This window comes from Siphonobacter sp. SORGH_AS_0500, assembly GCF_002838835.1.
Lineage (GTDB): Bacteria > Bacteroidota > Bacteroidia > Cytophagales > Spirosomataceae > Siphonobacter.
In genome coordinates this window covers 312,670-335,665 of the sequence record NZ_NHPP01000004.1, presented here as the reverse complement: position 1 = coordinate 335,665, position 22,996 = coordinate 312,670, and the positions used below count along the sequence as shown (strand labels likewise).

24 protein-coding genes and 1 pseudogene are annotated in these 22,996 nt (G+C 42.5%); 17 read left to right on the top strand and 8 right to left on the bottom strand.

Annotated elements, in window-relative coordinates:
- Positions 1–15: 15 nt before the first annotated feature.
- A complete protein-coding gene (locus tag BWI96_RS06885) occupies positions 16–2,313 on the bottom strand; it encodes a glycosyltransferase family 4 protein (RefSeq protein WP_106635932.1) in 2,298 nt (765 codons plus the stop codon).
- Positions 2,314–2,545: 232 nt separating this feature from the next.
- Between BWI96_RS06885 and BWI96_RS06880 the strand changes: the two genes are divergently transcribed.
- Complete coding sequence (locus tag BWI96_RS06880; protein ID WP_255400637.1) at positions 2,546–3,427, top strand: SDR family oxidoreductase; 882 nt, start codon at positions 2,546–2,548, stop codon at positions 3,425–3,427.
- A 49-nt stretch (positions 3,428–3,476) separates the two neighbouring features.
- On the opposite strand, the gene BWI96_RS06875 is transcribed toward BWI96_RS06880, so the two are convergent.
- The 5 genes and pseudogenes from BWI96_RS06875 to BWI96_RS06865 form a co-directional block, all read right to left on the bottom strand.
- Positions 3,477–3,926, bottom strand: a complete 450-nt coding sequence (locus BWI96_RS06875; RefSeq protein WP_198555167.1) for a response regulator — start codon at positions 3,924–3,926, stop codon at positions 3,477–3,479.
- A 173-nt stretch (positions 3,927–4,099) separates the two neighbouring features.
- Positions 4,100–4,432 carry a hypothetical protein gene (locus BWI96_RS21490; protein ID WP_157830247.1) on the bottom strand — a complete coding sequence of 111 codons (333 nt, stop codon included), beginning with the start codon at positions 4,430–4,432 and terminating at the stop codon, positions 4,100–4,102.
- Between the two features lie 21 nt (positions 4,433–4,453).
- On the bottom strand, positions 4,454–5,026 hold the full coding sequence (locus BWI96_RS06870; protein WP_106635930.1) for a hypothetical protein: 573 nt from the start codon (positions 5,024–5,026) through the stop codon (positions 4,454–4,456).
- Between the two features lie 142 nt (positions 5,027–5,168).
- Positions 5,169–5,357, bottom strand: a complete 189-nt coding sequence (locus BWI96_RS23200; protein WP_369804096.1) for a hypothetical protein — start codon at positions 5,355–5,357, stop codon at positions 5,169–5,171.
- A 101-nt stretch (positions 5,358–5,458) separates the two neighbouring features.
- Positions 5,459–6,529: pseudogene (locus BWI96_RS06865) on the bottom strand (deoxyribodipyrimidine photo-lyase); the annotation flags it as partial.
- Positions 6,530–6,812: 283 nt separating this feature from the next.
- Between BWI96_RS06865 and BWI96_RS06860 the strand changes: the two are divergent.
- The 11 genes from BWI96_RS06860 to BWI96_RS06790 all read left to right on the top strand — a co-directional run bounded on the left by BWI96_RS06860 (position 6,813) and on the right by BWI96_RS06790 (position 15,619).
- Positions 6,813–7,028 (top strand): hypothetical protein, encoded by a 216-nt coding sequence (locus BWI96_RS06860; RefSeq protein ID WP_106635928.1) that lies wholly within the window; start codon positions 6,813–6,815, stop codon positions 7,026–7,028.
- A 453-nt stretch (positions 7,029–7,481) separates the two neighbouring features.
- Complete coding sequence (locus BWI96_RS06850) at positions 7,482–7,793, top strand: DUF4304 domain-containing protein (protein ID WP_106635927.1); 312 nt, start codon at positions 7,482–7,484, stop codon at positions 7,791–7,793.
- 1,228 nt (positions 7,794–9,021) lie between these two features.
- Entirely contained in the window at positions 9,022–10,110 is a 1,089-nt protein-coding gene (locus tag BWI96_RS06835; protein ID WP_106635925.1) for a tetratricopeptide repeat protein, read from the top strand.
- Positions 10,107–10,433 carry a DUF2085 domain-containing protein gene (locus BWI96_RS23195; RefSeq protein WP_198555166.1) on the top strand — a complete coding sequence of 109 codons (327 nt, stop codon included), beginning with the start codon at positions 10,107–10,109 and terminating at the stop codon, positions 10,431–10,433. The genes BWI96_RS06835 and BWI96_RS23195 overlap by 4 nt, the downstream gene beginning before the upstream one ends.
- On the top strand, positions 10,430–10,663 hold the full coding sequence (locus BWI96_RS06825; RefSeq protein ID WP_198555165.1) for a hypothetical protein: 234 nt from the start codon (positions 10,430–10,432) through the stop codon (positions 10,661–10,663). Before BWI96_RS23195 ends, BWI96_RS06825 begins: the two co-directional genes overlap by 4 nt.
- A 146-nt stretch (positions 10,664–10,809) precedes the next feature.
- Positions 10,810–11,193, top strand: coding sequence for a hypothetical protein (locus BWI96_RS06820; protein ID WP_106635923.1), 384 nt, complete (start codon positions 10,810–10,812; stop codon positions 11,191–11,193).
- Between the two features lie 244 nt (positions 11,194–11,437).
- The gene (locus BWI96_RS06810) at positions 11,438–12,145 is read left to right on the top strand and encodes an MBL fold metallo-hydrolase (protein WP_106635921.1); all 708 of its coding nucleotides are present in this window, start codon (positions 11,438–11,440) and stop codon (positions 12,143–12,145) included.
- 122 nt (positions 12,146–12,267) lie between these two features.
- Positions 12,268–12,918: a hypothetical protein gene (locus BWI96_RS06805; protein ID WP_106635920.1), complete on the top strand. Its 651-nt coding sequence runs from the start codon at positions 12,268–12,270 to the stop codon at positions 12,916–12,918.
- A gap of 502 nt (positions 12,919–13,420) precedes the next feature.
- Positions 13,421–14,017: an outer membrane protein gene (locus BWI96_RS06800; RefSeq protein WP_106635919.1), complete on the top strand. Its 597-nt coding sequence runs from the start codon at positions 13,421–13,423 to the stop codon at positions 14,015–14,017.
- Positions 14,018–14,304: 287 nt separating this feature from the next.
- Positions 14,305–15,024 (top strand): carboxypeptidase-like regulatory domain-containing protein, encoded by a 720-nt coding sequence (locus BWI96_RS06795; RefSeq protein WP_198555164.1) that lies wholly within the window; start codon positions 14,305–14,307, stop codon positions 15,022–15,024.
- A 193-nt stretch (positions 15,025–15,217) separates the two neighbouring features.
- Complete coding sequence (locus BWI96_RS06790) at positions 15,218–15,619, top strand: Hsp20/alpha crystallin family protein (protein WP_106635917.1); 402 nt, start codon at positions 15,218–15,220, stop codon at positions 15,617–15,619.
- A 419-nt stretch (positions 15,620–16,038) separates the two neighbouring features.
- Here the strand turns inward: BWI96_RS06790 and BWI96_RS06785 are convergent, their stop codons facing one another.
- Complete coding sequence (locus tag BWI96_RS06785) at positions 16,039–16,404, bottom strand: hypothetical protein (protein WP_106635916.1); 366 nt, start codon at positions 16,402–16,404, stop codon at positions 16,039–16,041.
- A gap of 179 nt (positions 16,405–16,583) precedes the next feature.
- On the opposite strand from BWI96_RS06785, the gene BWI96_RS06780 reads away from it, so the two are divergent.
- On the top strand, positions 16,584–17,300 hold the full coding sequence (locus BWI96_RS06780) for a YebC/PmpR family DNA-binding transcriptional regulator (protein ID WP_106635915.1): 717 nt from the start codon (positions 16,584–16,586) through the stop codon (positions 17,298–17,300).
- An 85-nt stretch (positions 17,301–17,385) separates the two neighbouring features.
- Here the strand turns inward: BWI96_RS06780 and msrB are convergent, their stop codons facing one another.
- On the bottom strand, positions 17,386–17,934 hold the full coding sequence (gene msrB / locus BWI96_RS06775; RefSeq protein ID WP_106635914.1) for a peptide-methionine (R)-S-oxide reductase MsrB: 549 nt from the start codon (positions 17,932–17,934) through the stop codon (positions 17,386–17,388).
- 192 nt (positions 17,935–18,126) lie between these two features.
- Between msrB and BWI96_RS06770 the strand changes: the two genes are divergently transcribed.
- The 4 genes from BWI96_RS06770 to BWI96_RS06755 all read left to right on the top strand — a co-directional run bounded on the left by BWI96_RS06770 (position 18,127) and on the right by BWI96_RS06755 (position 22,752).
- Positions 18,127–18,468: a hypothetical protein gene (locus BWI96_RS06770; protein WP_106635913.1), complete on the top strand. Its 342-nt coding sequence runs from the start codon at positions 18,127–18,129 to the stop codon at positions 18,466–18,468.
- Complete coding sequence (gene corA / locus BWI96_RS06765; RefSeq protein ID WP_232793610.1) at positions 18,468–19,211, top strand: magnesium/cobalt transporter CorA; 744 nt, start codon at positions 18,468–18,470, stop codon at positions 19,209–19,211. Before BWI96_RS06770 ends, corA begins: the two co-directional genes overlap by 1 nt.
- Positions 19,212–19,429: 218 nt before the next feature.
- Positions 19,430–21,721 (top strand): alanine racemase, encoded by a 2,292-nt coding sequence (gene alr / locus BWI96_RS06760; RefSeq protein WP_369804100.1) that lies wholly within the window; start codon positions 19,430–19,432, stop codon positions 21,719–21,721.
- A gap of 104 nt (positions 21,722–21,825) precedes the next feature.
- Positions 21,826–22,752, top strand: coding sequence for a fasciclin domain-containing protein (locus BWI96_RS06755; RefSeq protein WP_106635911.1), 927 nt, complete (start codon positions 21,826–21,828; stop codon positions 22,750–22,752).
- The last annotated feature ends 244 nt before the right edge of the window (positions 22,753–22,996 follow it).

Genomic DNA, 22,996 nt, shown 5'->3' with positions numbered 1-22,996 from the left:
AAACCTACGTTTACTTTAGTTATTCAGAGACTTGGATTCAGCCTGCTTCCGGGCCTTTTTCTGCATAATAGCAGATTGTTGCTGCGACTGGGCAGCCCGGATTTCAGCTCTGGCCATTAAAAAGGCCAGGCATGACTCAGCTCCCTGATTACAGTTCACCGAATGCGGCTGTAATCCATCATAGCAACCACCAGACGTCTCGTCATATAACGGTAAACCGGTATCATTCTTGCCTAAATACCATTCAAAAGCAGTATTAGCCGCATCGTGCCAAACATCCAGTCCCGTATAAGCGTGAGCTGCCAAGTACGCTCCGATGGACGCTGCTGCCTCCAGAGGCTGCTGATCAAACAGAGCAGGTTCACTACCCATAGGATAGAAACCTTCGGAGCCAATGGGTCTGAAGTGGCCTGCCGGAGCAGTTTGCACATCGCGTAACCATTCCAGCGTATGCAGACCAACCAACTGATGTTCAGGAACATCCGAACATAACAGAGCCTGTGATAAACGAGCGTTATCGTAACTCAGGATAGGTTCGAACCAATACCAGTGTGGACGAGCGGCCTGACGCAGAAGACCACATAAACGATCGCCTAACTGTTTTCTTAATTCTCGTTTATGACGTTCACCGGGATAACGATGCAGGTATTCGCTCAGACCCAGCATGGTGAAAGCCCAGCTTCGGGGTGAGGTCATTTCCAGAACTTTATCGATAGAACGGTCGAACAAATCACGAGCCCAGTTCCGAAGATCAGGACGTCGAATTCGGGCAATCATCCCACCTAAAGCCCAGATAGCCCGGCCATGACTGTCATCCGAACCGTAGCTTTCCAGCCACTCCCTTCCGTAAGACATAAAGTTACGGAAACGTCCCTTTTCGGGATCAAAAGCATGATTTAAAAACGATGAAAATACATCGATCATCCAGGGAATACGGGCATCAACGATTTCTCCGTCGGCATCCAGATACGAAGCCAGCAATAAGGCCCGGGCGTTGTCGTCCGTACAATACCCTTCTTCGCGGTGAGGCAAGGTATAACGGGCGTGCTGAATGATTCCGGTAGAATCGGTTAATCGGTATAAATGATCCAGTTTAAGACTCGGCATTACCGTATAATTCAGGTTGATCCGAGACGAAACACTGTATCCAAATAATTGTCGGTAATTGCCTACCACTTCCCGCCATACCATCGGACGGCTGAATTCATAAGCCCGCTCCCGCATTTCCTGACGATATTGTGGATCATCAAACATATGAATCAGAGCTTCAGCGATGGCTTCAGACGAACCAAAGGGTACCAGTATGCCGCGGTTATTAGCCAATAATTCTTCGGCATGCCAGTAAGGCGTGGACACCACGGCTTTACCACAGCCTACCGAATATGCCAACGTTCCCGAGGTAATCTGGGCAGCATTCAGGTAAGGGGTTAAGTATACATCCGCCATTTCCAGATACTGAAGTAAATCTTCAAGCTCGGCGAAGCGGTTATGAAACTGAACGTGTTCGGCTACTCCTAAATTTTCAGCCAGTTTAATAAGGCTGTTTCTATATTCTTCACCACGCTCCCGAATCAAGTTGGGGTGCGTAGCTCCCAGCACTACGTACGTTAACTCCGGGTGTTTAGCTACTACGGCAGGTAAAGCGGCAATAGCCGTTTCGATACCTTTATTAGGAGAGATTAACCCGAAGGTTAATACTACCTTTTTATTTTCCAGCCCGAATTTGTTTTTAAAATCATCGGGATTAGAGAAGGGAACGTCGGGGATGCCATGAGGTATAACCGCAATTTTTTCAGGGCTGATTTCATAAATCGTTTCCAGAAACTGACGTCCTTTTTCGGACATTACCACCAGAAACGAAGAGCGTTCGGCAATTTGACGCAACACGCGGTCCTGTGAGGGCGAAGGGTCCTGAAGAACGGTATGCAAGGTGGTAATGACGGGCATTTTTACCCGATTGAGCAAATCAATGATGTACTCACCCGATTCCCCACCGTAAATACCGTACTCATGCTGTAAGCAAAGGGCTTCTACACCCGACTCATTTAAATATTTAGCTGTTTCCAAATAAGCTGACCTACTGTTCTGGTCGAAGGTATACTTTACTTCAGCGGGATAATCATAGGTTCCGGGATGATCCTCAACGGCCACTACAAACGTGTCCAGATCTTCGTAACGTTTTTGAAAATACGTTCTCAGATCATGCGTAAAGGTGGCGATTCCACACTGACGAGGGAAGTAATCTCCCAGAAAAGCAATTCGACGAACAGGTAGAGTATCAATCAAATCAGAAAAGAGCTTGTTACTATTCATAGTAAAGACGATTTATGACTCATGTTGGGTTGCTAGCACGTATAGGCTTTTATCTTAATAAAAGACAATATTTTCTTAGGCAGACAGGTTGCTTGATGAACTAAAAAATCGATACCAATTCATTAATAAGGCCACTATTCAGCGTTTTTTTCAAATTGTGGTAACATTTCCCCGTATGATTAGGGTACAATTCCAGATTTTCATAGAGCGATTGGGTACTGTTTTTTAGCTCTTGGCGGTTCCAACCAAAAATAAAACGCATATGGAAACGCAAACACCCGCTCAAACGCAAAGTCATCAACCGGGTCTGGAAACGGAAATGAACCCTAAGCCGATTTTCATCCGGGCTTCCTATCGAGGGTCAGAAAAATTAAAAGGAAAAGTAGCCCTGATTACGGGTGGTGATAGTGGCATTGGTCGCTCCGTGGCGGTTCATTATGCCCGCGAGGGAGCTGACGTAGCTATTGTTTACCTGGAAGAGAACGAAGACGCTTACGATACTCGCGAACTCGTGGAAGCGGAAGGTGGCCGTTGTTTATTGATTCAGGGGAATGTCCAGCAACCGGAGTTTTGCAAAGCAGCCGTCCAGACGACCGTTCAGACGTTAGGGCAACTGGATATTCTGATCAATAACGCCGCCGAACAACACCCTCATACATCTTTCCAGGAGTTGAGCCCCGAAGAAATGGAAAGTACTTTTCGGACGAACATTTTCTCTTTCTTCCACTTTAGCTGGGCCGCTTTGCCCTACTTGAAGACCGGTAGCAGCATTATTAATACCACTTCGGTAACGGCTTTTCGGGGCAGCGGAGGCTTAGTGGATTACTCTTCTACCAAAGGAGCCATTACTTCCTTTACTCGTTCGCTCTCGCAGCAACTGGCAGAGAAGAGCATTCGAGTTAATGCCGTTGCTCCCGGTCCGATCTGGACGCCTTTGATTCCGGCCACGTTTACGGCTGATAAAGTTGAAAAATTTGGAAAAGATACCGCTCTGGGCCGAGCCGGGCAACCCTGTGAAGTGGGTCCGTGTTACGTTTTTCTGGCTTCCGAAGATGCCAGTTATATGACGGGGCAAACGCTACATCCAAACGGGGGTGATGTGGTAAATGCCTAATAAAAAAAGGACGATGCCTCTCTTCACTTCTAGGCATCGTCCTTTTGCTTTATCCGCAGGGAGGAAGTTTAACGGTATTAAACCAGAATTTCCCCAAATGTTCAACCATACTCAGTGTCTCAGTGTATGAGCTCGGCTTAACCAGATAAGAATTAGTGCCCATGTCGTACGTGTCCTGAATGTCTTTGGGAGCATGCGATGTGGTTAATACCACCACCGGAATTTTCTTTAAATCAGGATCATTCTTCAGCTCTTTCAATACCTCTTTGCCATTTTTGCGGGGCATATTCAAGTCTAGTAGAATGAAGCCCGGGCGAGGACTGTCTTCAGGATTTTCGTAACGACCCTTTCGTTTCAGGTAATCGCAACACTCCTGTCCGTCTGACACAAAACGAATATCGTTGACCTGATAATACTGTTCGAGAGCCTCCCGGAATAAATCCCGATCATCGGAATCGTCTTCTGCCATCAACAGGACGAAATCCAGCACCTTTTTCATCTGATAAGTTTCTAGAATAGAGCAAACACCTGAGCTAAAATAAGTGCCTAACTAACCTAAAGGTGTGAATAAATGTTTAAAATAGATTTTATTTCTACTTTTTTGATGGGTAAAAGAAAGCCTCATCAACTACATTGATGAGGCTACCTGACGTTTGTCTGCAAACGTAGTTTCTAATTGGTATTGGTCAGCGTGTTGTCTCCGTAATATTCCTGCGAGGGATGAGGCTTTGAGACACCCTGATCGCGGGTATCCATCTGCTCAATTTCGTCGATTTCATCATCGCCAATCACAATGTTGGAATCATCGGGGAAGTCTTCCTCAATAACGGCTTCATCGTCTGTTAGCTCTGGGTCTTCTTCGTCGTCATAAACGGTTAGATCTTCTTCCTCGTATTCTTCATCATCCAGATCTTCATCTAACTCCTCGTCTACTTCATCTTCTTCTGGAGATAAGGAGGCTCTTACTAATTCGTCTTCTTGTGTTAATTCATTAGCCTGGTACATATCATTTATAAAGTTTAGTGATTAATCGATCTGTGTTAACTCGTCAACGGGTATCTCCCCCTGATCCGTTAATAATACCAAGGTGTTCTTTCCTTGTTGCAGGTTCTGACCCAGTCCCAGTACAAAGTAAGGGGCCGTACTGTAACGTTTGCCGGAGTTAAGAACCAACAAAGATTGCTCGGGATAAAACACATAGGAAACGCCATTTTGCGTGCCCTGCCAGCCCCCCATTGGTGTCTTTTCAGGCTCGGCGGTGGTTGCCTCCTGAGTACCTAGCCCAGTAGAAGACTGCTCCTGTCGGGAAATCGTCTCACCTGCGTGTAATGTCTCATAAGCCATCTCCTGTGAAACGGCTCTCGGAGCGAGCTCGTTAATCAATCCCAGCAAACGGGTTTTAAGACTATGATTATTCCAGTCAGTGATCATGAGCATTCCATTTTGCCATTGTCCCTGACCACCCAGCTCGGGCGAATTGAATTGTACTTGCCGACCTTTTGAACGTAACAAACCGTGCCAGATTTGATCTACGGCACTAGCACTGAAATCAAAACGTTGAGCGGCCTGTTCTAGAAAAACTGCTGTTCCCTCTCCCATTGTAATAGTTGTTTTTTTCAATTGAAAGAAAAAGCCGTTCCAACTATTCCTTTCTGTACGCTCTAATTAACTGATTAGATAAAGTCTCTTTTATAAACTAATGATAAGAATCTGTTTTCCAATTCATTACCAAGAAACGTTATTAACTGCTTAACAATCTGCTTTGTAACTTTTTCTTACGCATTCTTCGAGGAATCCATTCTTTAGGCGGCACTGGGTAGGAACTTCCCAACCAAACCGAGTATCTGTTTTGATCGGCTCGTTTGAGTAACCAGGGTTCATGTAAAAATCGGGGAGGTAATGCCACCAGCTCAGGTAACCAAATTCGCATAAAGTGAATGCTGGAAGGATGGTATGTGATTCTTTAACGGGGTTCAAAAACGTTCTGGAACCGAGCGGCTGCGAAGCGTAATAATAAAAGAGTCGAGGTTCAAAGTCGAGTGAATGCTGAGCCAGCCAGCATAAACCCTTGGCTTCAAACGCAGGTAACCTTTGTTTTAAAACCGAGAGTAATAAGGATCGTAAACGAGGGATGAGGTAACCCGTTTCCAGCAGACATCGCATGGCGGCATCTACCAGCGGGAAACCCAACGTCCCCGTTTTCCAGCGATCGAATAACCTTTGCTGATTTTCATCGGCAGCAGTCCCCAAATCTTCACTATCGCAGGCATACCCTTGATGAGTAGTGAACAGGATGTGATCTCGCTTGTATAAGTGCGTAAGGAATTCTTTTAAAGCCTTGGGGTAAAACCCTTCCTTCATGGCCTGTTGGCTCGCCTGAAACACTTGCCGAACCGAAATATTTCCCCAGGAAATGTACGGAGACAAACGGCTCGCATTATAGCGACTTAAATAAGGGTTGTTATCGGCTTCAAGGTACTGCACAGCCCTGATTTTCAGAAAGCTGTTCAACCAGTCTTCTGCCTGTTCTGGCCCTCCTCGCTGAAAATGAAAATCTGGAATGTGATAATGGTCGGGTGTATCAATAACGGCTAGTTCCTCAATAAACCCAATACTAACCGAAGCAGGCTTTAGTTTGGATAGATCAGGGGTAATCACTGGCTTTTTCATTTCTTTCTGCCAGAATTTTTTCCAGTCAGCCGCTGGTGGCAACTCCTCTAAAGGTTCAGAAGCGTGCCACTGAATTTCGTTTTCATCACAAAAAGCCTCAATTGCTGCATTTCGATGCTCAAGAACGTTAAGCCCCCTTTCCCGATAAGAAAACACACAACCTACGCCGTAGCGACGATGAATCTTCTTTAGAACGGCCAGAAAATCGTTTCGGAAGACGTGCAGCACAATACCCGAGTTTTTCAGTATGCTGTTCAGGTTTTGTAACGATTCCATAATGAATCGTCCATGCCGGGGGTTAAAGTGACCTTCATCCAACAAAGTGGGCTCGTAGCAGTACAACAGCAACAATGGTTGCCCCGCTTCAATGGCAGCCTGCAATGGGGCATGATCTGCTAGTCGAAGATCTCGTTGAAACCATAGAATATTCATAGCTGAAGATTAAGTCTTAAATGGGCGAAAGAATTGTACCAGTTTTGAGCGGCCGCCGCTGCGGTTTTGAGTTTTGAGTTTTGAGTTTTGAGTTTTGAGTTTTGAGTTTTGAGTTTTGAGTTTTGAGTTTTGAGTTTTGAGTTTTGAGTTTTGAGTTTTGAGTTTTCTAACCCTTGCAGGGTTAGAACCGGTGGCTACGTTCTTCCTCAACTACTTTGCCAACGTTAGAAAGCGGTTTTTAGCTTTGAAGCAGATCATATAAAACCAGAGGGGTTCAACAAGAATGGCCGCAGACTGGACGGGTCTTCTGCCCTGGCTGGTGAAGACACCAGCCATTCATAGCCTAATGGTTGGTAAGGACTCCAACCAGGGCGGATTATTACCAATTCCCCAAACGCATAGCAATCAAGCATTGCCAGTAGAGACGCAACTTCATTGCGTCTGGGTACAGGCGGTTTTCGTTACTCCCGCCCTGGCTGGTGTCCTCACCAGCCATTAATTAGTAGCCTAGTGGTTGGTGGGGACACCAACCAGAGCATGAGACACTCGTACGCTAAATCCTTCGATGGGCTTTGTTCTAAAATTAGTGGTATTACTATACTTAATTGGATCAATTTTAATAAAAATAAGCCTTTAAATCTTTTAAAACATGCGGTAGCTTTTAATCCACACAACAGGTTAAACTTATTCAAGAGTTGCTAGGGCATAACGACATAAAAACCACTCTACGATATACCCACGTAAGCAACAGAACGCTTGAGAAAATAAAGAGCCTTTTGATGAACTAAAAATAAGTTGGATTAATGTTAAAAAAATCTTATCCTTAGGTGTACAAACTTGAACAATACAAAAAGTACGACAAGAATAGGACAACAAAATATTGCTTTAACACCAAACAATACAAAAATACGATAAAACTTTCGTTTATTTGAGAGTTGTAGGCAACCCCATTATGACATATCAAACACGTGACACATTGCAGGACTTTGACGCAAAAAAGTACTTCACAAAAGCCAGACGACAATACATTGAGGAGCCTTTAAAAGAATTTGGTTTTAAGAAATACAAATCATCAGTAGTAGCAAGGCTAACTTCAGGCAACGTATTTCAGTTTCTTGACTTTCAAAAATCAGCTTATGGTGGACAAAACTTTACTGTTAACGTTGCTATTAGACCGTTATTCTCACATAATGACGAGTATCTAACGTTGCTGCCAGGTAATAGACTTGGTTTAATGGCGACAAAATCAAAAAGTGATAAATGATGGAACTATACAACTGAAATTGAAGGCAATTCAAATTTCGTGGGCTTATTTGACAAAATCAAAGCATTCGCTATTCCCTTTTTCGACTCGACTCAAAACAGTAAAGAGATAATAGCTTGTTACGAAAAGAATTTTCTTGGTATTAATAAATTTGGCGACCGTGTTGCATGAGGAACGGTTGGTTGGGAAGATTTTGACATGGGGCATATATATCTTCATGCAAGGCAAATTAAGAAAGCGGTTAAACATTTTAATGCTTGTTACAAAGAGTTTAGCCGAGACGACAGAGATTGAGCTCAAACAGCCGCTAAAAAATGTTTGGAGATAAAGCAGCTCATTGAATCAGGGCAATCGCAAATAGACAATTACCTTGATGACACAATTAAAGACAGTAAAGAGAAATTGAAACTTACTGACTGGTGAGGGGCATGCCTACAACATGGAGTTTCATGCAAGTTGGGCACGGCATTGTAACATCGGCAAATTGCAAATCCCAGCTCCAGTTCAGGCAGACGAATAACATTCAACTTTTGTACATAAATACAACGAAATATTTTCAATCTACAGCGGTTATGGGCAGACGTAATTCAAATTCCCAACCTGCATAAAGCCCTGTTAGTTGTAGGCAATTGGTGGACACACCCTAATTGTGCAAGAGAAAAGAACCTTTACCTTCAAGCATTAGACCAAATTAACTGACTGTGAGATTAAGACATCATTTTTTGAAAGTCATTTTCGTCTTTCTATTTGCTTTACTGACCATTTTCAGTTTTGCACAGACAAACCCCAGACATGTAAGAGTAAGTGGCTATTATCGTAGCAATGGAACTTATGTTCAACCATATTTTCGGACAGCTCCTAACTCAACAAACAGAGATAATTTCTCGACAATAGGAAATGTAAATCCTTATACAGGGAAACCAGGCTGGATTGAGCCTGACAATAAATACAATACGTTTTATTACAATACCTATACTTACACACCACCCAAGACAACTCCATCAACGACGACAACTCCACCGCAACTTATCTATAAAGACCGAACTTATGTTGAAGACGAACATGGGAACTATTCCTGTTATTTGAAAGTAAATGACAAGAGAACATTCAACATTTACGACATGCAGGATAATCTTATCCTGTACTTGGTCATTAATCACAGAGGGGACTGGAGAATTTTTGATAGCAATTGGATATACATAAAAACAATCTTTGTAACCACAGAAAAATGAGATACTTCTTACTTCTCCTAATCCTTTGGAGCACCACAAATCTACATGCTCAAACCATTTATGAAAGCCCTGTAGGTTTTATTTTCACTTTTGACAAAACTTGGAAACGGTTACCTAAGGAAGTTCTACAGCAAAAATTAAAAGATGTAAAAGAATTTTTAGAATACAGAAAAGATATTCAATATGATGCTTGTTATCAGAAAGTTGGTAATGCGGATATGGATTATCCATACATGCTTTTTAAAAATATTTACGCTACAACTACTGATGAAGAACAGATAAAAAAAATCAAAGACTATTTTACCAATAAGCCCCAGTTCGATAAGGTGATGCAGACAATGACAAACGGCAAATTCGACGTTGAACTTAAAATTGGTAAAAACTATTATGATGAAAAGAATAAGATTTTGATTTTCACGTATGACATGGGAATAAGTATCAAAGGAAATTTAGTAGGTCTTAATGCATTTTGTATCGGCAAAAGTGCTTGTATTCAGGTTTGCAGCTATTCATACAAAGATGAATTCAAGTACGACCAAAAAGAGTTCTTGGATGTGATTTATTCCATTAAAGACAAGGGAATGAAAACATCAATGCGAACTTATCTTGACAAACATGATTTAGCAGTGAGTTATTATAATCAGGGAAAACAACAATCAGAATTAGGAAAAAGAGAGGAGGCGATAAGGCTTTACACTAAGGCAATCGAAAACTATCCGCAAGAAGATAACTACATGAAGTCCGAAGCCTACTTTAACCGGGCTTTGAATAAGCGATACTTAAATAATCTTAGAGGTGCGATAGCTGATTATACCGAAGCAATAAAACTTCGCCCTAACTATTATAAAGCTTATAATAATCGTGGTTATGCCAGATTGTTGCTTGAAGAATATCAATTAGCCATATCAGATTTCACTCAAACAATCAAATACGATAATTACAATACTGAATTTACAAATATGGCATTAGGTAACAGAGGTATTGCAAAATTTGCTTTGGGTCAAAACGGTTGTGATGATTTGAAGAAAGCAATTGACAATGGTAATACTAATGTTGTAAACGCATACAACCAATACTGCCGATGAATATTCAATTCGTTAGCTGTCACAGGAAAGCGGAAAGGTCTTTCTTTTGGAGAGGTAAACAGTTTCCTGTATGTGCCAGATGCACTGGCATTTATTTGGGTTATTTATCTTTTCCAGTATTCAATTTCGACTTGTACTATATAAGCAGCTTGTTCAGCATTCTGCTAATAATGCCTACACTATTAGATGGATTAACACAAGCTTATATGCGTCGTGAAAGCACAAATTTCATCAGGCTCACTACAGGTATTTTAGGTGGAGTTGGGGCAATGTCACTAATCATTAATATCGGAACATTTATAGGAAATCTAATCTTAAAATGAAATACATGGAACAGCAAAATCAAATCTTGCCCGAAGAAAACAAACCAAAAGACGAATTAGGCATCCCGCTTACTATCGTTTCTTTCTGCTTCCCTATTGTAGGAGCAATCCTTTATTTTGTTCATAAGGGAAAAAGTCCAGAAAAAGCCAATACAGCATGTTATGCAGCTTTAGCAGGATTGGTTGTTGGCATTATAATCCGAATAGCAACAATGGCTGCAAGGCATTAAAAAAATAAAATGAAAAAGTTACTTTTTTCGTCGCTCTGACAACTTCGTTAGTCACGTTTGGGCAAGACTATTATCAATCTTTTAAAACGGCTGGCTTTAAGGTCAAATGCCCTTGTACTCTAAAAGTTAATTCTACTTTCATTCAAATGGTAAAGGCACAAGGCAAAACAGTTGTTGGGGCATACGTTTGTGCGGCAAATGAAGATAATCCTGAATATGGAGTTATCAACAACATAAATATTTATGACGAAGCGGAGAGCTGTAATAAAATTTCTCCGAGCAACTACGCCTATTTTGAAAAGAAATACTTTGAAGAGTATGCAAATCAGTTGGCGGCTAATGGTATGACATACAAGTATGTTATTTATAAAGGTGTGACAGCATTAGAGTACACATTTGACCAGATGGGATTACCGACAAAAGCAATTATGTTTTTAAAGAACAAAAAATCGTACTTAATTCAAGTAGGCTCACGCTATAATTTGACAACTAAGTTCAATTCATTGAAGACCTCATTTGAATTTATTTAGATGACAGAGGCTGATAACTGCCTACAACAAAAGTATTTCTGCAAGTGGGGCTGGACATTGAAACGTCAGCTATGTGCTACTATCAACAGTAGTTCGGGCTCGACGAATAAAGCCGAGCAAAAGGTCTTAATTTCATCATTAAGTAAAGCCAAGCTGCAGTACGGGGCTGACAGTTATAAAATATCCCACCTGCAGCAATACCTGTTCGTTAGCGGTCAGCTTCAAAATAAAAAGCTTCAAAAAAATGAATATTGACCAAATAAAACTATCACGAGCAAACACTTACCTCCTGCGAGGCGACCAAAATATTCTTGTTGATACTGGAAATGAAGGGGAATTAAATTTAATAAATGAAAATCTAAAAAGGTTCGATTTAACATTATCAGATATTTCTCTTATTATTCATATACACGGACATGGAGACCATTGTGGAAGTACAGCCGAAATAAAACTAAAATATCCTCACATAAAATCGGCAATCCACATAGCCGACAATCATATGTGTTTGGAAGGCAAGAGTGACAAAACAATCAACGTAAGATTGATGTCAAAAATTTTAAAACCATTTGTCAGCAAACCCTTTCCGATTTGTAATAACGAAATATTGATTGACAATGACCCACGTGATTATGGGCTTGATGCTGAAATAATACATACGCCAGGACATACAAACGGAAGTATAAGTTTATTGTTTAAAGATGGAAGTGCTATTATTGGTGATGTTTTAATGGGTGGGTATTTAGGGGGTAAATTTGGGTCTGAAAAACCTAATTATCACTATTATGCAACTAATATGGACGAAGTAAATAAATCTATCGAAAAACTATTAAACTTGGATTTGAGTAATATTTATGTAGGACATGGAGGTCCATTATCCAAAAATCAAGTTAAAAAATGGTATTCCAGACAAAAGCCGAACCGCCAACAGGGTATTTGCAATAGTGCGGCTTGACGTTAAATGCTAAACTGTGGTAATTCTATTTAACTTTAGTACAAAACTCGGCTGAATGTTCGCTATTGCCGCCACGAACATAAAGCTTTAAAACGTTATGTTCTATTATAATTGACGACACAGTGCAAACAGAAAGACCATTATCTGACAAGGAAATCAAAATTCTAAGACAAGACTTAAAACGACTTGACAAACAAAAGTTATTTCAAATTAAATTTCTTGTTGGCTGGACACTGCTAGCAATTATTGTTGGAACTTTCGTTTACTTCAGACTTGATACAACAACTGAATTATATTTATTAATTGGGACAGTATTAATTTACATATTGATTGGTGTATGGACTTTTTTAGAGACTTACTTAAAACAGAAGAAATTGCGAAAGAATATTAATTTCGTGTTTGCGACAAACAAGGTAAAGTCAATAAAAGTAATTGGAACTAACTATATTGAATTATCAGAAATTGAAGACGAAGGAGTAAATTACTTGTTTCAAATTAGTGACAACAAAATACTTTCTTTTGGTGGACAGGATTTTTACCCAACAAAAAACTTTCCTTCTGACAATTTTGAAATAGCAATTTGTAATGGTCAAAAAGGCGAAGTTGTTTTATTAGAAATATACAATTACGGTAAGAAGATACTACCTAACAGAAAAATAACAGGACAACATAAACGGGACTTAATAGGAAGTATAAATTATCCCGACCCAGACAAATTTGTTATCATTGACGGACAACTTGAAAGCATTGAAGCAATTATAAATGGGAAATAGAATAACAGCACACAATACGGGTTTTGCGTCAGGCGTACTGACATGTAAACTTGAAGTTTTGTGCTTCTAATGAACTTTTCTGCCCTGGCTGGTGTATTCACCAGCCATTCATAGCCTAGTGGTTGGTGAGGACTCCAACTAGAGCGGATTATTACCAATCCCCAAACGCATAGCAATCAAGCATTTCCAGTAGAGACGCGACTTCATCGCGTCTAGCCGGGAGGTGTGAATCATTGGGATAGTAACAAAGGCCGCCTGTACCCAGACGCGATAAAGTCGCGTCTCTACATAAAAAACCGTAGGGTATTTTAATTAGCGGTGGCGTTCGTTCTTTCATCGGGCCATGCAACGAAAAAGGTCCCATTTGCATCTACCTTTTAATTCAAAACGCGGGGATGGTGGACAGAAAACCCGAACGGTTCAGCAGCTTTCTTATATAGAATTTGACCATCTGAGCGTTTTGCTTTTGTTTTGTGATTAAAATTTAGAATTCCATCGGCAGATGCTTCGACAACTCCCCCTCCTATTGTCCCTGATTTTCATTAGCTTAGTATCAACTAATGGCTCAGCTCAGGTGTTACATTTAAAACCCCATTTTGGTCTGAAAGCCGGTTTGAGTTCTGGTAATACCATTCGTACGCCTCAAAGTGACGTAGTTTCTCGTTTTAATTCGGGCTTGCACCTGGGTGGATTCTATCGTCAACGCTTCAACAAATTCGTGATTCAGCCCGAAGTAGTACTTACCCAGCGAGGTGGTTCTTTTAAGACAGGTACGTCCATCACGCGTAATACTTTTTATTATGCCTCGGCAGCCGCCGTTTTGGGGTATATCATCACGGAAGGATTAACCATCGAAGCAGGCCCAGAATACGCCTATGCTCTGAACGGACCCAATAGCACGCCTCGCGGTCCTGACAATCGTACAGATTATGGATTCACGGCAGGTTTACGCTACGATTTCATGGATGCTGCTGACAAAGTAAGCCTGGGGCTTCGGTATAGTCGCGGATTTAATAACCTCATCACCAGTGAACCCGGCATTACCTTTACCAACCAAACGGTTCAGGTTTCACTGATTTACAACTTCTATAAAGAATAGTAGACCATTGAGGTTGGACTGTTTACAGAACGGGCTAAAGTCGGTTTAGTAAAAAGTCAAAAAACGCCCGAAGCCATGCATCCTTCGGGCGTTTTTTTGCATCATGCCTCTGTATTGGTTTAAACAGAGCGTTAGGGCCTGGCACAGCTTTCGTACAGCAAGCTTCGTAGATTGCCTGATCTTTATGGGAATTCATTTCCTAAAATCTCATAACAGCCATGAATACTCGTCGAAAATCAATACATTTGTTTATAGATATGTTTGCCAAAGGTAATCACCTATATCGAATGACTAACCGATTATTTATAGTACTCTCAGCGTTCTTGCTCGTGTTTTTATCCAACGAGTCAGGCTTTGCTCAGGGTCAAGTGAAAACCATTCAGTTCTCTGGAGTTGTTGTGGGTGGAAAGCAATCCGAAATTTTGCCCGGAGCTACCATCTGGATTCCTAAGTCTGGCGGGAGTACCGCCACCACTAACAACGGTTATTTTAGCTTACCCGTTTTTCCCGGTGATAGTATCATTTTCAGTTATACCGGTTACCGCCGCCAATACCTGATCATTCCTAAGAACTATCATGAAGCTTCTTACTCAGCCAAAATCGTGCTGCGGGAAGATGCTATTACCCTGCGGGAAGTAAAGATTTATCCGTTTCGGAACTATGAAGAGTTTAAAAAGGAGTTTCTCGCGATGAATCTTCCCGATGCTCGCGAACGTGAAGCCTTAGCTCGTAATACTGACCCTGATTACCTTCGTCGCATGGCGGTAATGCAGGGAGACGGTCCTAGTGCTTCTTTCCAGGAATCTCAGCGACAGATTACCAGTTATAATGCCAATAAAGGTTTTGCTAACACCATTCCTTTCTTTAATCCCTTTGCCTGGGCAAGTATGATTAAGGACATCAAGAATGGGGCCTTGAAAGATAATTCCTGGAAATCGCTTTACAACGATGCTCCGCTTTTGAACACAAATCGTGATTCTTACATACGGCAGCAACGAGGTAACTAGTCTCCTGAAATCTACAAAACAGAACGTCCGCCCTAAAAAGCGGACGTTTTTGTTATCTAGCTCAACCTCAGCCTGTCATAATTACATTCTTTCAAAAAATACGTAGATTATATTCCCCATTCCAATGTCATTATGGCTTCTCCAGGGTTCTGGTAGGGTATTTTAACTTTACCCACTAAAATTCATTAAAGCCATGAAATCTCAAATCTCAATACCGAAAGAAATTCTCGCTAATATTGACTTTGCGAATACACTCAACGGAGGCCGGGCTGAATCATTAGTCTGGGTTAACCGTGGAGAGAGTGGTTATGAAGTATTCGTAAAGATGCCGGGAGTTGATCCCGATGACTTACAGGTTGACGTTGAAGACGGACACCTTTGGTTATATACGTTGCATCCTGTTTTGAAAATAGAAAAAGATGAAGAGGTAGAAAGCTTTTTACCCTTTACCCTAGGAGACTTGATTATTCCCAGTGACGTTGACGTGGAACATATCTCTGCTCGATACCGCAATGGTCGTTGGCGGGTGTTTCTTCCCTTTCACGAAGGCAATGATGAGGGTTACCAACGTCACATTGATTTAGACTGGGAATAACTTTTGTTGATCTATTCTTTCGGCAGGAGATTTTCTAACATATTAGCGAAGGGGCTGGCACAGGTGTCAGCCCCTTTTTTCATGATCCATTCGAGGCTCGTTTCTTGTGCAGTCGCTCGGCTCTAGCCAACAGGGTGCAAACGCTTTCCTACACAAAATACCCTGGTTATCATCGGCCAGAGGCTTACCAAATTATAGCGTCACTAGGCTAGAACCGAGCGACTGCGGGTATTCAATTTCACTAAAGGGCTGCCAGCAAAAAAGCTGGTAGCAATAATGTAATGTACTTTTCTCTATTAATCCGCGTTTCCAACGCTTAGCGTCTCGGACGAACCGTAGACTCCCAGACGTGATTAATCGCGTCTCTATTTATTTAGAACACAAAAAAGGACTGGTAATTTACCAGCCCTCTTGATGACTTACAGTCCTTTCGTCTCTTCGTCAGTTTCGCTCTTATCAGACTGAACGGTTTCGGATTGATCGATTGGCTCCTGAACCGTTTTTTCCTGTTCCTGGGATTCTCCCTCGTTGTGAGCCATTTCGTAACTTTCTTTCAGGTTTTCTGCATCGGCTACCGGGTCCTGCGTAATGCGGTCGGTGTCTTCGTCGCGTAACGGGTAACTTACACCCGGATCTCCCTGGCCCGGATCAGTGCTGTAACCCTTCTCGGGGTCGCGTTTTTCCAGGTGTTCGTAATGATGCTTATGCTGATTATCTTCCTGCCACTCCAGATCATGCTGAGGGACATGATAAGGATCCTGTTCTTTTTCTTTATCCGGATTCATGATACACAGATTTATGTTGATTCTGGTTATGAAAAAGAAAAGACTATTCCAGTGAATAAAAATCCCATTTCATAAGTCAGCTCTCATCATGTATTTTTGCAGAAAATCAGATTTGGGTAACTCCTCTAAAACCCGGATTCATCAAATCTGACAAAATCACTAACGATTCACTACTTAGTATGGGAAGAGCTTTTGAATTTCGAAAAGCCCGTAAGTTCAAACGATGGGGCCAAATGGCCAAAACCTTTACCCGAATTGGAAAGGATATTACGCTGGCAGTAAAAAGTGGTGGCTCAGATCCAACCGCTAACTCGCGTTTGCGGGCGATGATTCAGAATGCGAAAGCGGCGAACATGCCTAAAGAGAACGTAGATCGTGCCATCAAGCGGGCTACAGCTAAGGATCAGGAAGATTACAAAGAAGTAGTATACGAAGGATACGGCCCTCACGGCGTGGCAGTTCTGGTGGAATGCACCACTGATAACACCAACCGTACCGTGGCAAACGTACGCAGTTATTTCAACAAGCTGGGTGGTAGCATGGGTACTTCCGGTATGCTTGATTTTATCTTCGACCGTAAATCGGTATTTAAAATTGCCAATAAACCCGGTTTGGATATTGAAGAACTGGAGTTAGAGTTAATCGATTTTGGTGCCGAAGAGTTATTCCTTGATCAGGAGACCGATCAGGTTATTATCTACGGAGAATTCACTGCTTTCGGCGGCTTACAGAAATACCTGGAAGAAAACGGTTACGAAATTCAGGGAGCAGAATTCGAAAGAATCCCGAACGACTCGAAAGAACTTTCGGAAGAAGAAGCCTTGGAAGTTGAAAAACTCATTGAGCGACTTGAAGAAGACGATGACGTTCAGAACGTGTATCACAACATGAAGTAATTCCGCTTCGTTACTAAATCATAAAGGCCTGAAAGATTTACTTTCAGGCCTTCTGTTATTCATAACTTACCAAATCTGGCAACCATTATTTAGCCGCTTGCTGCGAAGCATCGTCAGGTTCAAAATCAAGCACTACCGAGTTCATGCAATAACGTTTGTGAGTGGGAGCCGGACCATCATCAAACAAGTGTCCCAGGTGCCCATCGCAACGTCCACATAACACTTCAATGCGGTGCATGCCGTGCGAATGATCTTCTTTGTATAAAACGCTATGAGGTCGTATTGTTTCAAAGAAACTGGGCCAGCCACAGCTACTGGCAAATTTGGCGTCTGACTTGAATAAAGCGTTGCCACAAGCCCGACAGTAATAAGTACCTACACCCGTGAAGTTCCAGTACTTTCCACGGAAAGCCCATTCCGTGGCAGCCTCACGAGCCACTACATACACTTCAGGTTCCAGAACTTTCTTCCACTCCGCATTCGATACATGAAGTTTCGTAGTATCCGTCCGGGAATAATAAGGGTTTTTCGTTTTCACTTCCATATTTTTAGGCTTATCCTTTGATTGTGACTGGCAGCTTCCCATCATCACTGTGGAGATAACCAGTAGTAAACTTAGCAATGATGCTTTCATAGATGGATTTAGAAAAATGTTATGCCTTTCCAGATAAAACATGAAATCAACCCCTAACGTTCGTTAGTAAACAAAGTTTTTCTACTTACAAAAACGCCTGCTGCTTTATAAAAATGGTACATGTTTTTCTAAGTCTTCAAGCGTTAACCGACTTTCGATTTCTATCGCTCCAGAGCATTTCAATTGGCACTTATGTCCTCTCGCAAACATAAATTTGAACGTAAAAATTTAGGTACTTCCCCCGGTACACTCGAATACATTGGTCCTCCCCTGGACGATCATGTCCAAATCATCCGAACGGTATTCAATAAGGCTGAACAGCAAATCGTATCGGTTAAAAGCATGGCTGATGTCGGTCCCTCGCCTAATCCCGATTTTATTACCTGGCTCAGCATTGATGGTATTCACAAGCCCGATCTCATTGAACAAGTCGGACGGATTTATGACCTGCATCCGCTGATGTTGGAGGATATTCTGAATACCCTGCAAAACCCAAATTCGACTTTTATGGAGATAATACCCTATTTCTGGTGATGAAATGGATTGAATACAATCCCGTCACTCGTGAAGTAGAACCCGAACATGTTTCCTTCGTACTTGGTCCGAATTGGGTCATTTCCTTTCAGGAAGAACGAACCCGCGATATTTTCGAAACCATTCGCCAACGAATCAAAGCCGGAGCTGGGAAAACCCGTCAAAACGGGCCCGACTACCTGCTGTATGCCCTGGCCGATGTGATAGTCGATCAGTATTTTCGGGTGCTGGACTGCGTAGAAGAGAATCTGGCGAACCTCGAAGAAGCCCTTTTTCAAAAAGCTCAGCAAAAGCACATTCAGGAAGTGTACACGGTTAAACGCGAATTAGGTGTGATGCGGAAAGTGGTGGCTCCATTGCGGGAAATTGTACTGGCCCTGACCCGGGAAGTCCCTTCAACGGATAAGTCACTTATTTCCAGCAATACCGAGTTATACCTCCGCGATTTATACGACCACATTAATCAGGTGAATGAAACCATTGAAATCTACCGAGATCAGATGACGGGCCTCATGGAATTGTATAACTCTACCATCAGTAACCGGTTGAACAACATCATGAAAGTGCTTACCATCATTTCCGTGATTTTCATGCCTTTAACGTTTATTGCGGGTATCTACGGAATGAATTTCGAGTTCATGCCTGAGTTACACTGGAAATACGGCTACCCTTTCGCCTTAGGACTAATGGCTGTTATGGTCATAGCCATGCTAGCCTGGTTCCGGGTCAAAAAGTGGATTTGAGTAGTTCTCTGTTTTCTGTTTAGATTAACCACAGCGTTTCAAAAAAGGAAAACTCGGAGTTACTCTGTGGTTGAGACTTGGTAGCAAACCTGAAAACTGTCAACCGAAAACTGAAAACTCTATTACCTTTGCCCTTTCTTCGTACGTCTTTTGATTGCCATGAATACTTCCGCTCGTTATATACTTACTGACAGCCGTCAGTTAACCAGTCCTTCTGAATCTGTTTTTTTGCGATACGCGGGCCGCATCACGATGGGCATAAGTTCATCGCCGAATTATACACCAAAGGCGTTCGGGAGTTTGTAGTTGAATCGCCTGATTTTCAGACTGATTCATTTCCTCAAGCTATCTTTCATCGGGTAGCTAATTCGATCCATGCCTTACAGGAATTAGTAGCCGAGCACCGAAAACAATTCGATATTCCGGTTATTGGCATTACGGGTTCTAACGGGAAAACCATTGTTAAGGAATGGCTGGCTCAGCTTCTGAGCCCCGAGTTTACCATTTGTCGTAGTCCCAAGAGTTATAATTCCCAGTTAGGAGTTCCCCTCTCGGTTTGGCCGCTTGATTCACATGATACACTGGGCATCTTTGAAGCAGGCATTTCCCAGCCCGGCGAAATGGCCCGACTGGAGGCCGTTATTCAACCCACGATCGGGATTTTTACCAACATTGGTACGGCTCACGATGAAGCTTTTACGGATCGTAAACAGAAGATCCGGGAAAAGCTGGAGTTGTTCCGTCACGTAAAAACGTTTGTCTATTGCCGGGATTTCGAGGAAATCACTGCCGAATTAGCCGACTTTCTTCCCGCTGATTGTCAAATCATTGGCTGGTCAACCAAGGATTCCTGGCATTCCTTTACTACCCAAAGTAACATTAGTTCGGCGTGGTGGGAGAACCTGAATCACTGCATTGCCATTCTACGGTTATTCGGCGTTTCAGATGAAGAAATTCAGCGTCGAATTTACGCCCTTCGCCCGGTTTCCATGCGTCTGGAACTCAAGGAGGGTATTAACGACTGTTACCTGATTGACGACAGCTACAACAATGATTGGGCGGGACTAAAAATGGCTCTGGACTTCCTGTCAAACCAGCACGAACGTCCGCATAAGGTTGTCATTCTGTCGGATGTATTGCAATCTGGCATGCCCGAAGCGGAATTGTACGAACAGATTGCCCGATTACTGAAAGATAAAGGCGTTAATCAGCTCATTGCCATCGGACCCGCTTTGCAACGCAACCAGATGGTTTTTGCTTTACCCGCCAAGTTTTTTGAAAGCACAGAAGACTTTCTGAGCAGATTCCGCACCACTGATTTTACCGAAAGTGTGGTGCTGGTCAAAGGAGCCAGAACCTATCATTTTGAGGATATCATCCGTAAACTTTCCCTGAAAACGCACGGTACCGTTCTGGAGGTAAACCTGGATTCCTTATCCCATAATTTGAATTATTTCCGGGAAAAGATTGGTCGCCAAACCAAGCTAATGGTGATGGTGAAGGCTTTTGCCTACGGAAGTGGCATTGAAGAAGTAGCTAATTTGCTGCAATTTCACCGGGTCAATTACCTGGCTGTTGCCTATCCCGACGAGGGGGTTCGCCTACGGCAGGCTGGTATTCAGTTACCCATCCTGGTGCTAAATACTTCGCCCGATAACTTTCAGCAGGTTCTAGACTACAACCTCGAACCAGAGATTTTCAGTCCCCGCATCTGGAATGAGTTTATAGAATATTTAAGTACCCGAAAAAACCGCACGGAACCTGTTTCTATTCACCTGAAAGTCGAAACGGGCATGCATCGACTGGGATTTGAAGAAGCTCATCTGGATTGGTTAGGTTCTGAATTACAGCAACATCCAGAGATCAAAGTAGCCAGTATTTTCAGCCACTTAGCGGCTGCCGACGAAGCCCAGTTTGACGATTTCACCCGAACGCAAATCGCACGGTATACGTACATGGCGGATCGGATTTCCTCTTTCATTGCCTATCAACCCATCCGGCACCTGGCTAATTCACCCGGTCTGGCCCGTTTTCCTGAAGCTCGCTTTGATATGGTTCGGTTAGGGAAAGGGCTCTACGGAACCGCCGTGAAAGAAGACGATCAGCTTAATCTGAAAACCGTCGGAACCCTGAAAACCATCATTTCTCAGATCAAAAATGTCCCCCAAACCGAAACGGTCGGGTATGGTCGTAAAGGCGTTTTATCGCGTGATTCCCGAATTGCGACGATTGCCATTGGGTATGCGGATGGGTATGACCGTAAATTTAGCCGGGGAACGGGTAAAGTACTGATTCAGGGACAACTGTGCCCCATAGTCGGCAACATTTGTATGGATATGTGTATGGTGGATGTGACGGATATTCAGTGTTCGGAAGGCGATGAAGTGATTATCTTCGGCGACTTCCCTACCATCCGCGATTTGGCTTCCTGGATCGGGACCATTCCCTATGAAATCCTGACCAGCGTGGGCGAACGAGTAAGCCGCGTGTTTTATCGGGAAGGTAATTAAACGGCTTGCACAGCTCCTGCTAACGACTACTTATTCGGAAAATCATAACCTACAACCCATTCTAAGCGTTACCTTTAGGACTGATTAAACAGACAGTACAACCTATGAAAATGAATCTGAGTATTGTACCAACCCTTCGATTATTATCTATTACCCTACTAGCAGGATTAGCTCTCGTAAGTTGCAAAAAAAGCACGGACGAGTTAATTGATGAAGAAGCCGGCGACAACATCATGGTGATTGCCAAAGCTGATCCTGAATTATCAACCTTCGTTTCGGCCCTTACTAAAGCCCAGTTGGTTACTACACTGGAACACGGAAAATACACCGTACTTGCCCCTACTAATGCGGCTTTTTCCAGCAGTAGCATTGATATTAACGCCCTTTCTTCGGACTCACTCAGAGCTATTCTTTTACCTCATATTGTGGTGTCAGAATATAAAATTGAAAACCTGGATTCTTCTTCCCATGTTACGGCTATTAACCGACCCGTTTATTTTTCGAGCGTAGATGCCGTTCTTTACGTCAACGGAGGTTCTAAAATCGTCAGTGGTGATCTTGAGGCTTCCAATGGTATTTTGCATAAAGTAGATCATCTTATCTCTACCTCTCAGCATAATATCGTTCAGTATATCCGATATACGCCCGAATTTTCTACGCTCTATAGCTTACTGAAAAGGCCCGCGTTAAGAACCCTGACAGACTCCATTGCCAAAGGGACTTATACATTACTGGCTCCCACCAACGAGGCATTCCGCAATTTTAAAGATACGTTGAGCAGCGATTACCCAAGAAATATCATTGCTGGTCATGTCATAAGTAACCGCGTTTTTACCAGTAACTTTAAGAGTAATACGGTAAACACTTTGTGGAGAAATCACCCAATTAACGTAAGCCGGGACGCTTCGGGTATTATTACGCTGTATGCCGGAGCAGATTCAACGGCTACTAAAGCTAAGATCCTTACTACAGGATCTAATGTTTCTACTACCAATGGAGTCGTTCATCGGATTGATGCCGTAATTAAATAACATTTGAATTTTTCAATAACAGAGAGGGCCCGGTTCTAATAACCGGGCCCTCTCTGTTATTGAAAATACTTGCCGTTTATAGGCGAACTGACTGATCTAGGAAGTCTTAATTAACCCCGATACCTCCGCATTCTACAGAAGGTCTCTCCCTGCGTTCGAGATGACAGAGGATTGGACGTTTACAGGCAAGCTTAGTGAAAAAGCGATTGTAATATGGAGTGTCACAGACGCTTTTCTCAGGCAT

Bases quoted from the DNA above. Each gene is read 5' to 3' on its own strand.
- msrB (WP_106635914.1), bottom strand. From the start codon at position 17,934: ATGAAAGCATCATTGCTAAGTTTACTACTGGTTATCTCCACAGTGATG.
- BWI96_RS06850 (WP_106635927.1), top strand. From the start codon at position 7,482: ATGACATATCAAACACGTGACACATTGCAGGACTTTGACGCAAAAAAG.
- BWI96_RS06810 (WP_106635921.1), top strand. From the start codon at position 11,438: ATGAATATTGACCAAATAAAACTATCACGAGCAAACACTTACCTCCTG.
- BWI96_RS06790 (WP_106635917.1), top strand. From the start codon at position 15,218: ATGAAATCTCAAATCTCAATACCGAAAGAAATTCTCGCTAATATTGAC.
- BWI96_RS06820 (WP_106635923.1), top strand. From the start codon at position 10,810: ATGGTAAAGGCACAAGGCAAAACAGTTGTTGGGGCATACGTTTGTGCG.
- BWI96_RS06835 (WP_106635925.1), top strand. From the start codon at position 9,022: ATGAGATACTTCTTACTTCTCCTAATCCTTTGGAGCACCACAAATCTA.
- BWI96_RS06825 (WP_198555165.1), top strand. From the start codon at position 10,430: ATGAAATACATGGAACAGCAAAATCAAATCTTGCCCGAAGAAAACAAA.
- BWI96_RS23195 (WP_198555166.1), top strand. From the start codon at position 10,107: ATGAATATTCAATTCGTTAGCTGTCACAGGAAAGCGGAAAGGTCTTTC.
- BWI96_RS06785 (WP_106635916.1), bottom strand. From the start codon at position 16,404: ATGAATCCGGATAAAGAAAAAGAACAGGATCCTTATCATGTCCCTCAG.
- corA (WP_232793610.1), top strand. From the start codon at position 18,468: ATGAAATGGATTGAATACAATCCCGTCACTCGTGAAGTAGAACCCGAA.
- BWI96_RS06770 (WP_106635913.1), top strand. From the start codon at position 18,127: ATGTCCTCTCGCAAACATAAATTTGAACGTAAAAATTTAGGTACTTCC.
- BWI96_RS06800 (WP_106635919.1), top strand. From the start codon at position 13,421: ATGCTTCGACAACTCCCCCTCCTATTGTCCCTGATTTTCATTAGCTTA.
- BWI96_RS06755 (WP_106635911.1), top strand. From the start codon at position 21,826: ATGAAAATGAATCTGAGTATTGTACCAACCCTTCGATTATTATCTATT.
- BWI96_RS06780 (WP_106635915.1), top strand. From the start codon at position 16,584: ATGGGAAGAGCTTTTGAATTTCGAAAAGCCCGTAAGTTCAAACGATGG.
- BWI96_RS06860 (WP_106635928.1), top strand. From the start codon at position 6,813: ATGGCCGCAGACTGGACGGGTCTTCTGCCCTGGCTGGTGAAGACACCA.
- BWI96_RS06870 (WP_106635930.1), bottom strand. From the start codon at position 5,026: ATGGGAGAGGGAACAGCAGTTTTTCTAGAACAGGCCGCTCAACGTTTT.
- BWI96_RS23200 (WP_369804096.1), bottom strand. From the start codon at position 5,357: ATGCGAATTTGGTTACCTGAGCTGGTGGCATTACCTCCCCGATTTTTA.
- BWI96_RS21490 (WP_157830247.1), bottom strand. From the start codon at position 4,432: ATGTACCAGGCTAATGAATTAACACAAGAAGACGAATTAGTAAGAGCC.
- BWI96_RS06885 (WP_106635932.1), bottom strand. From the start codon at position 2,313: ATGAATAGTAACAAGCTCTTTTCTGATTTGATTGATACTCTACCTGTT.
- BWI96_RS06795 (WP_198555164.1), top strand. From the start codon at position 14,305: ATGACTAACCGATTATTTATAGTACTCTCAGCGTTCTTGCTCGTGTTT.
- BWI96_RS06875 (WP_198555167.1), bottom strand. From the start codon at position 3,926: ATGAAAAAGGTGCTGGATTTCGTCCTGTTGATGGCAGAAGACGATTCC.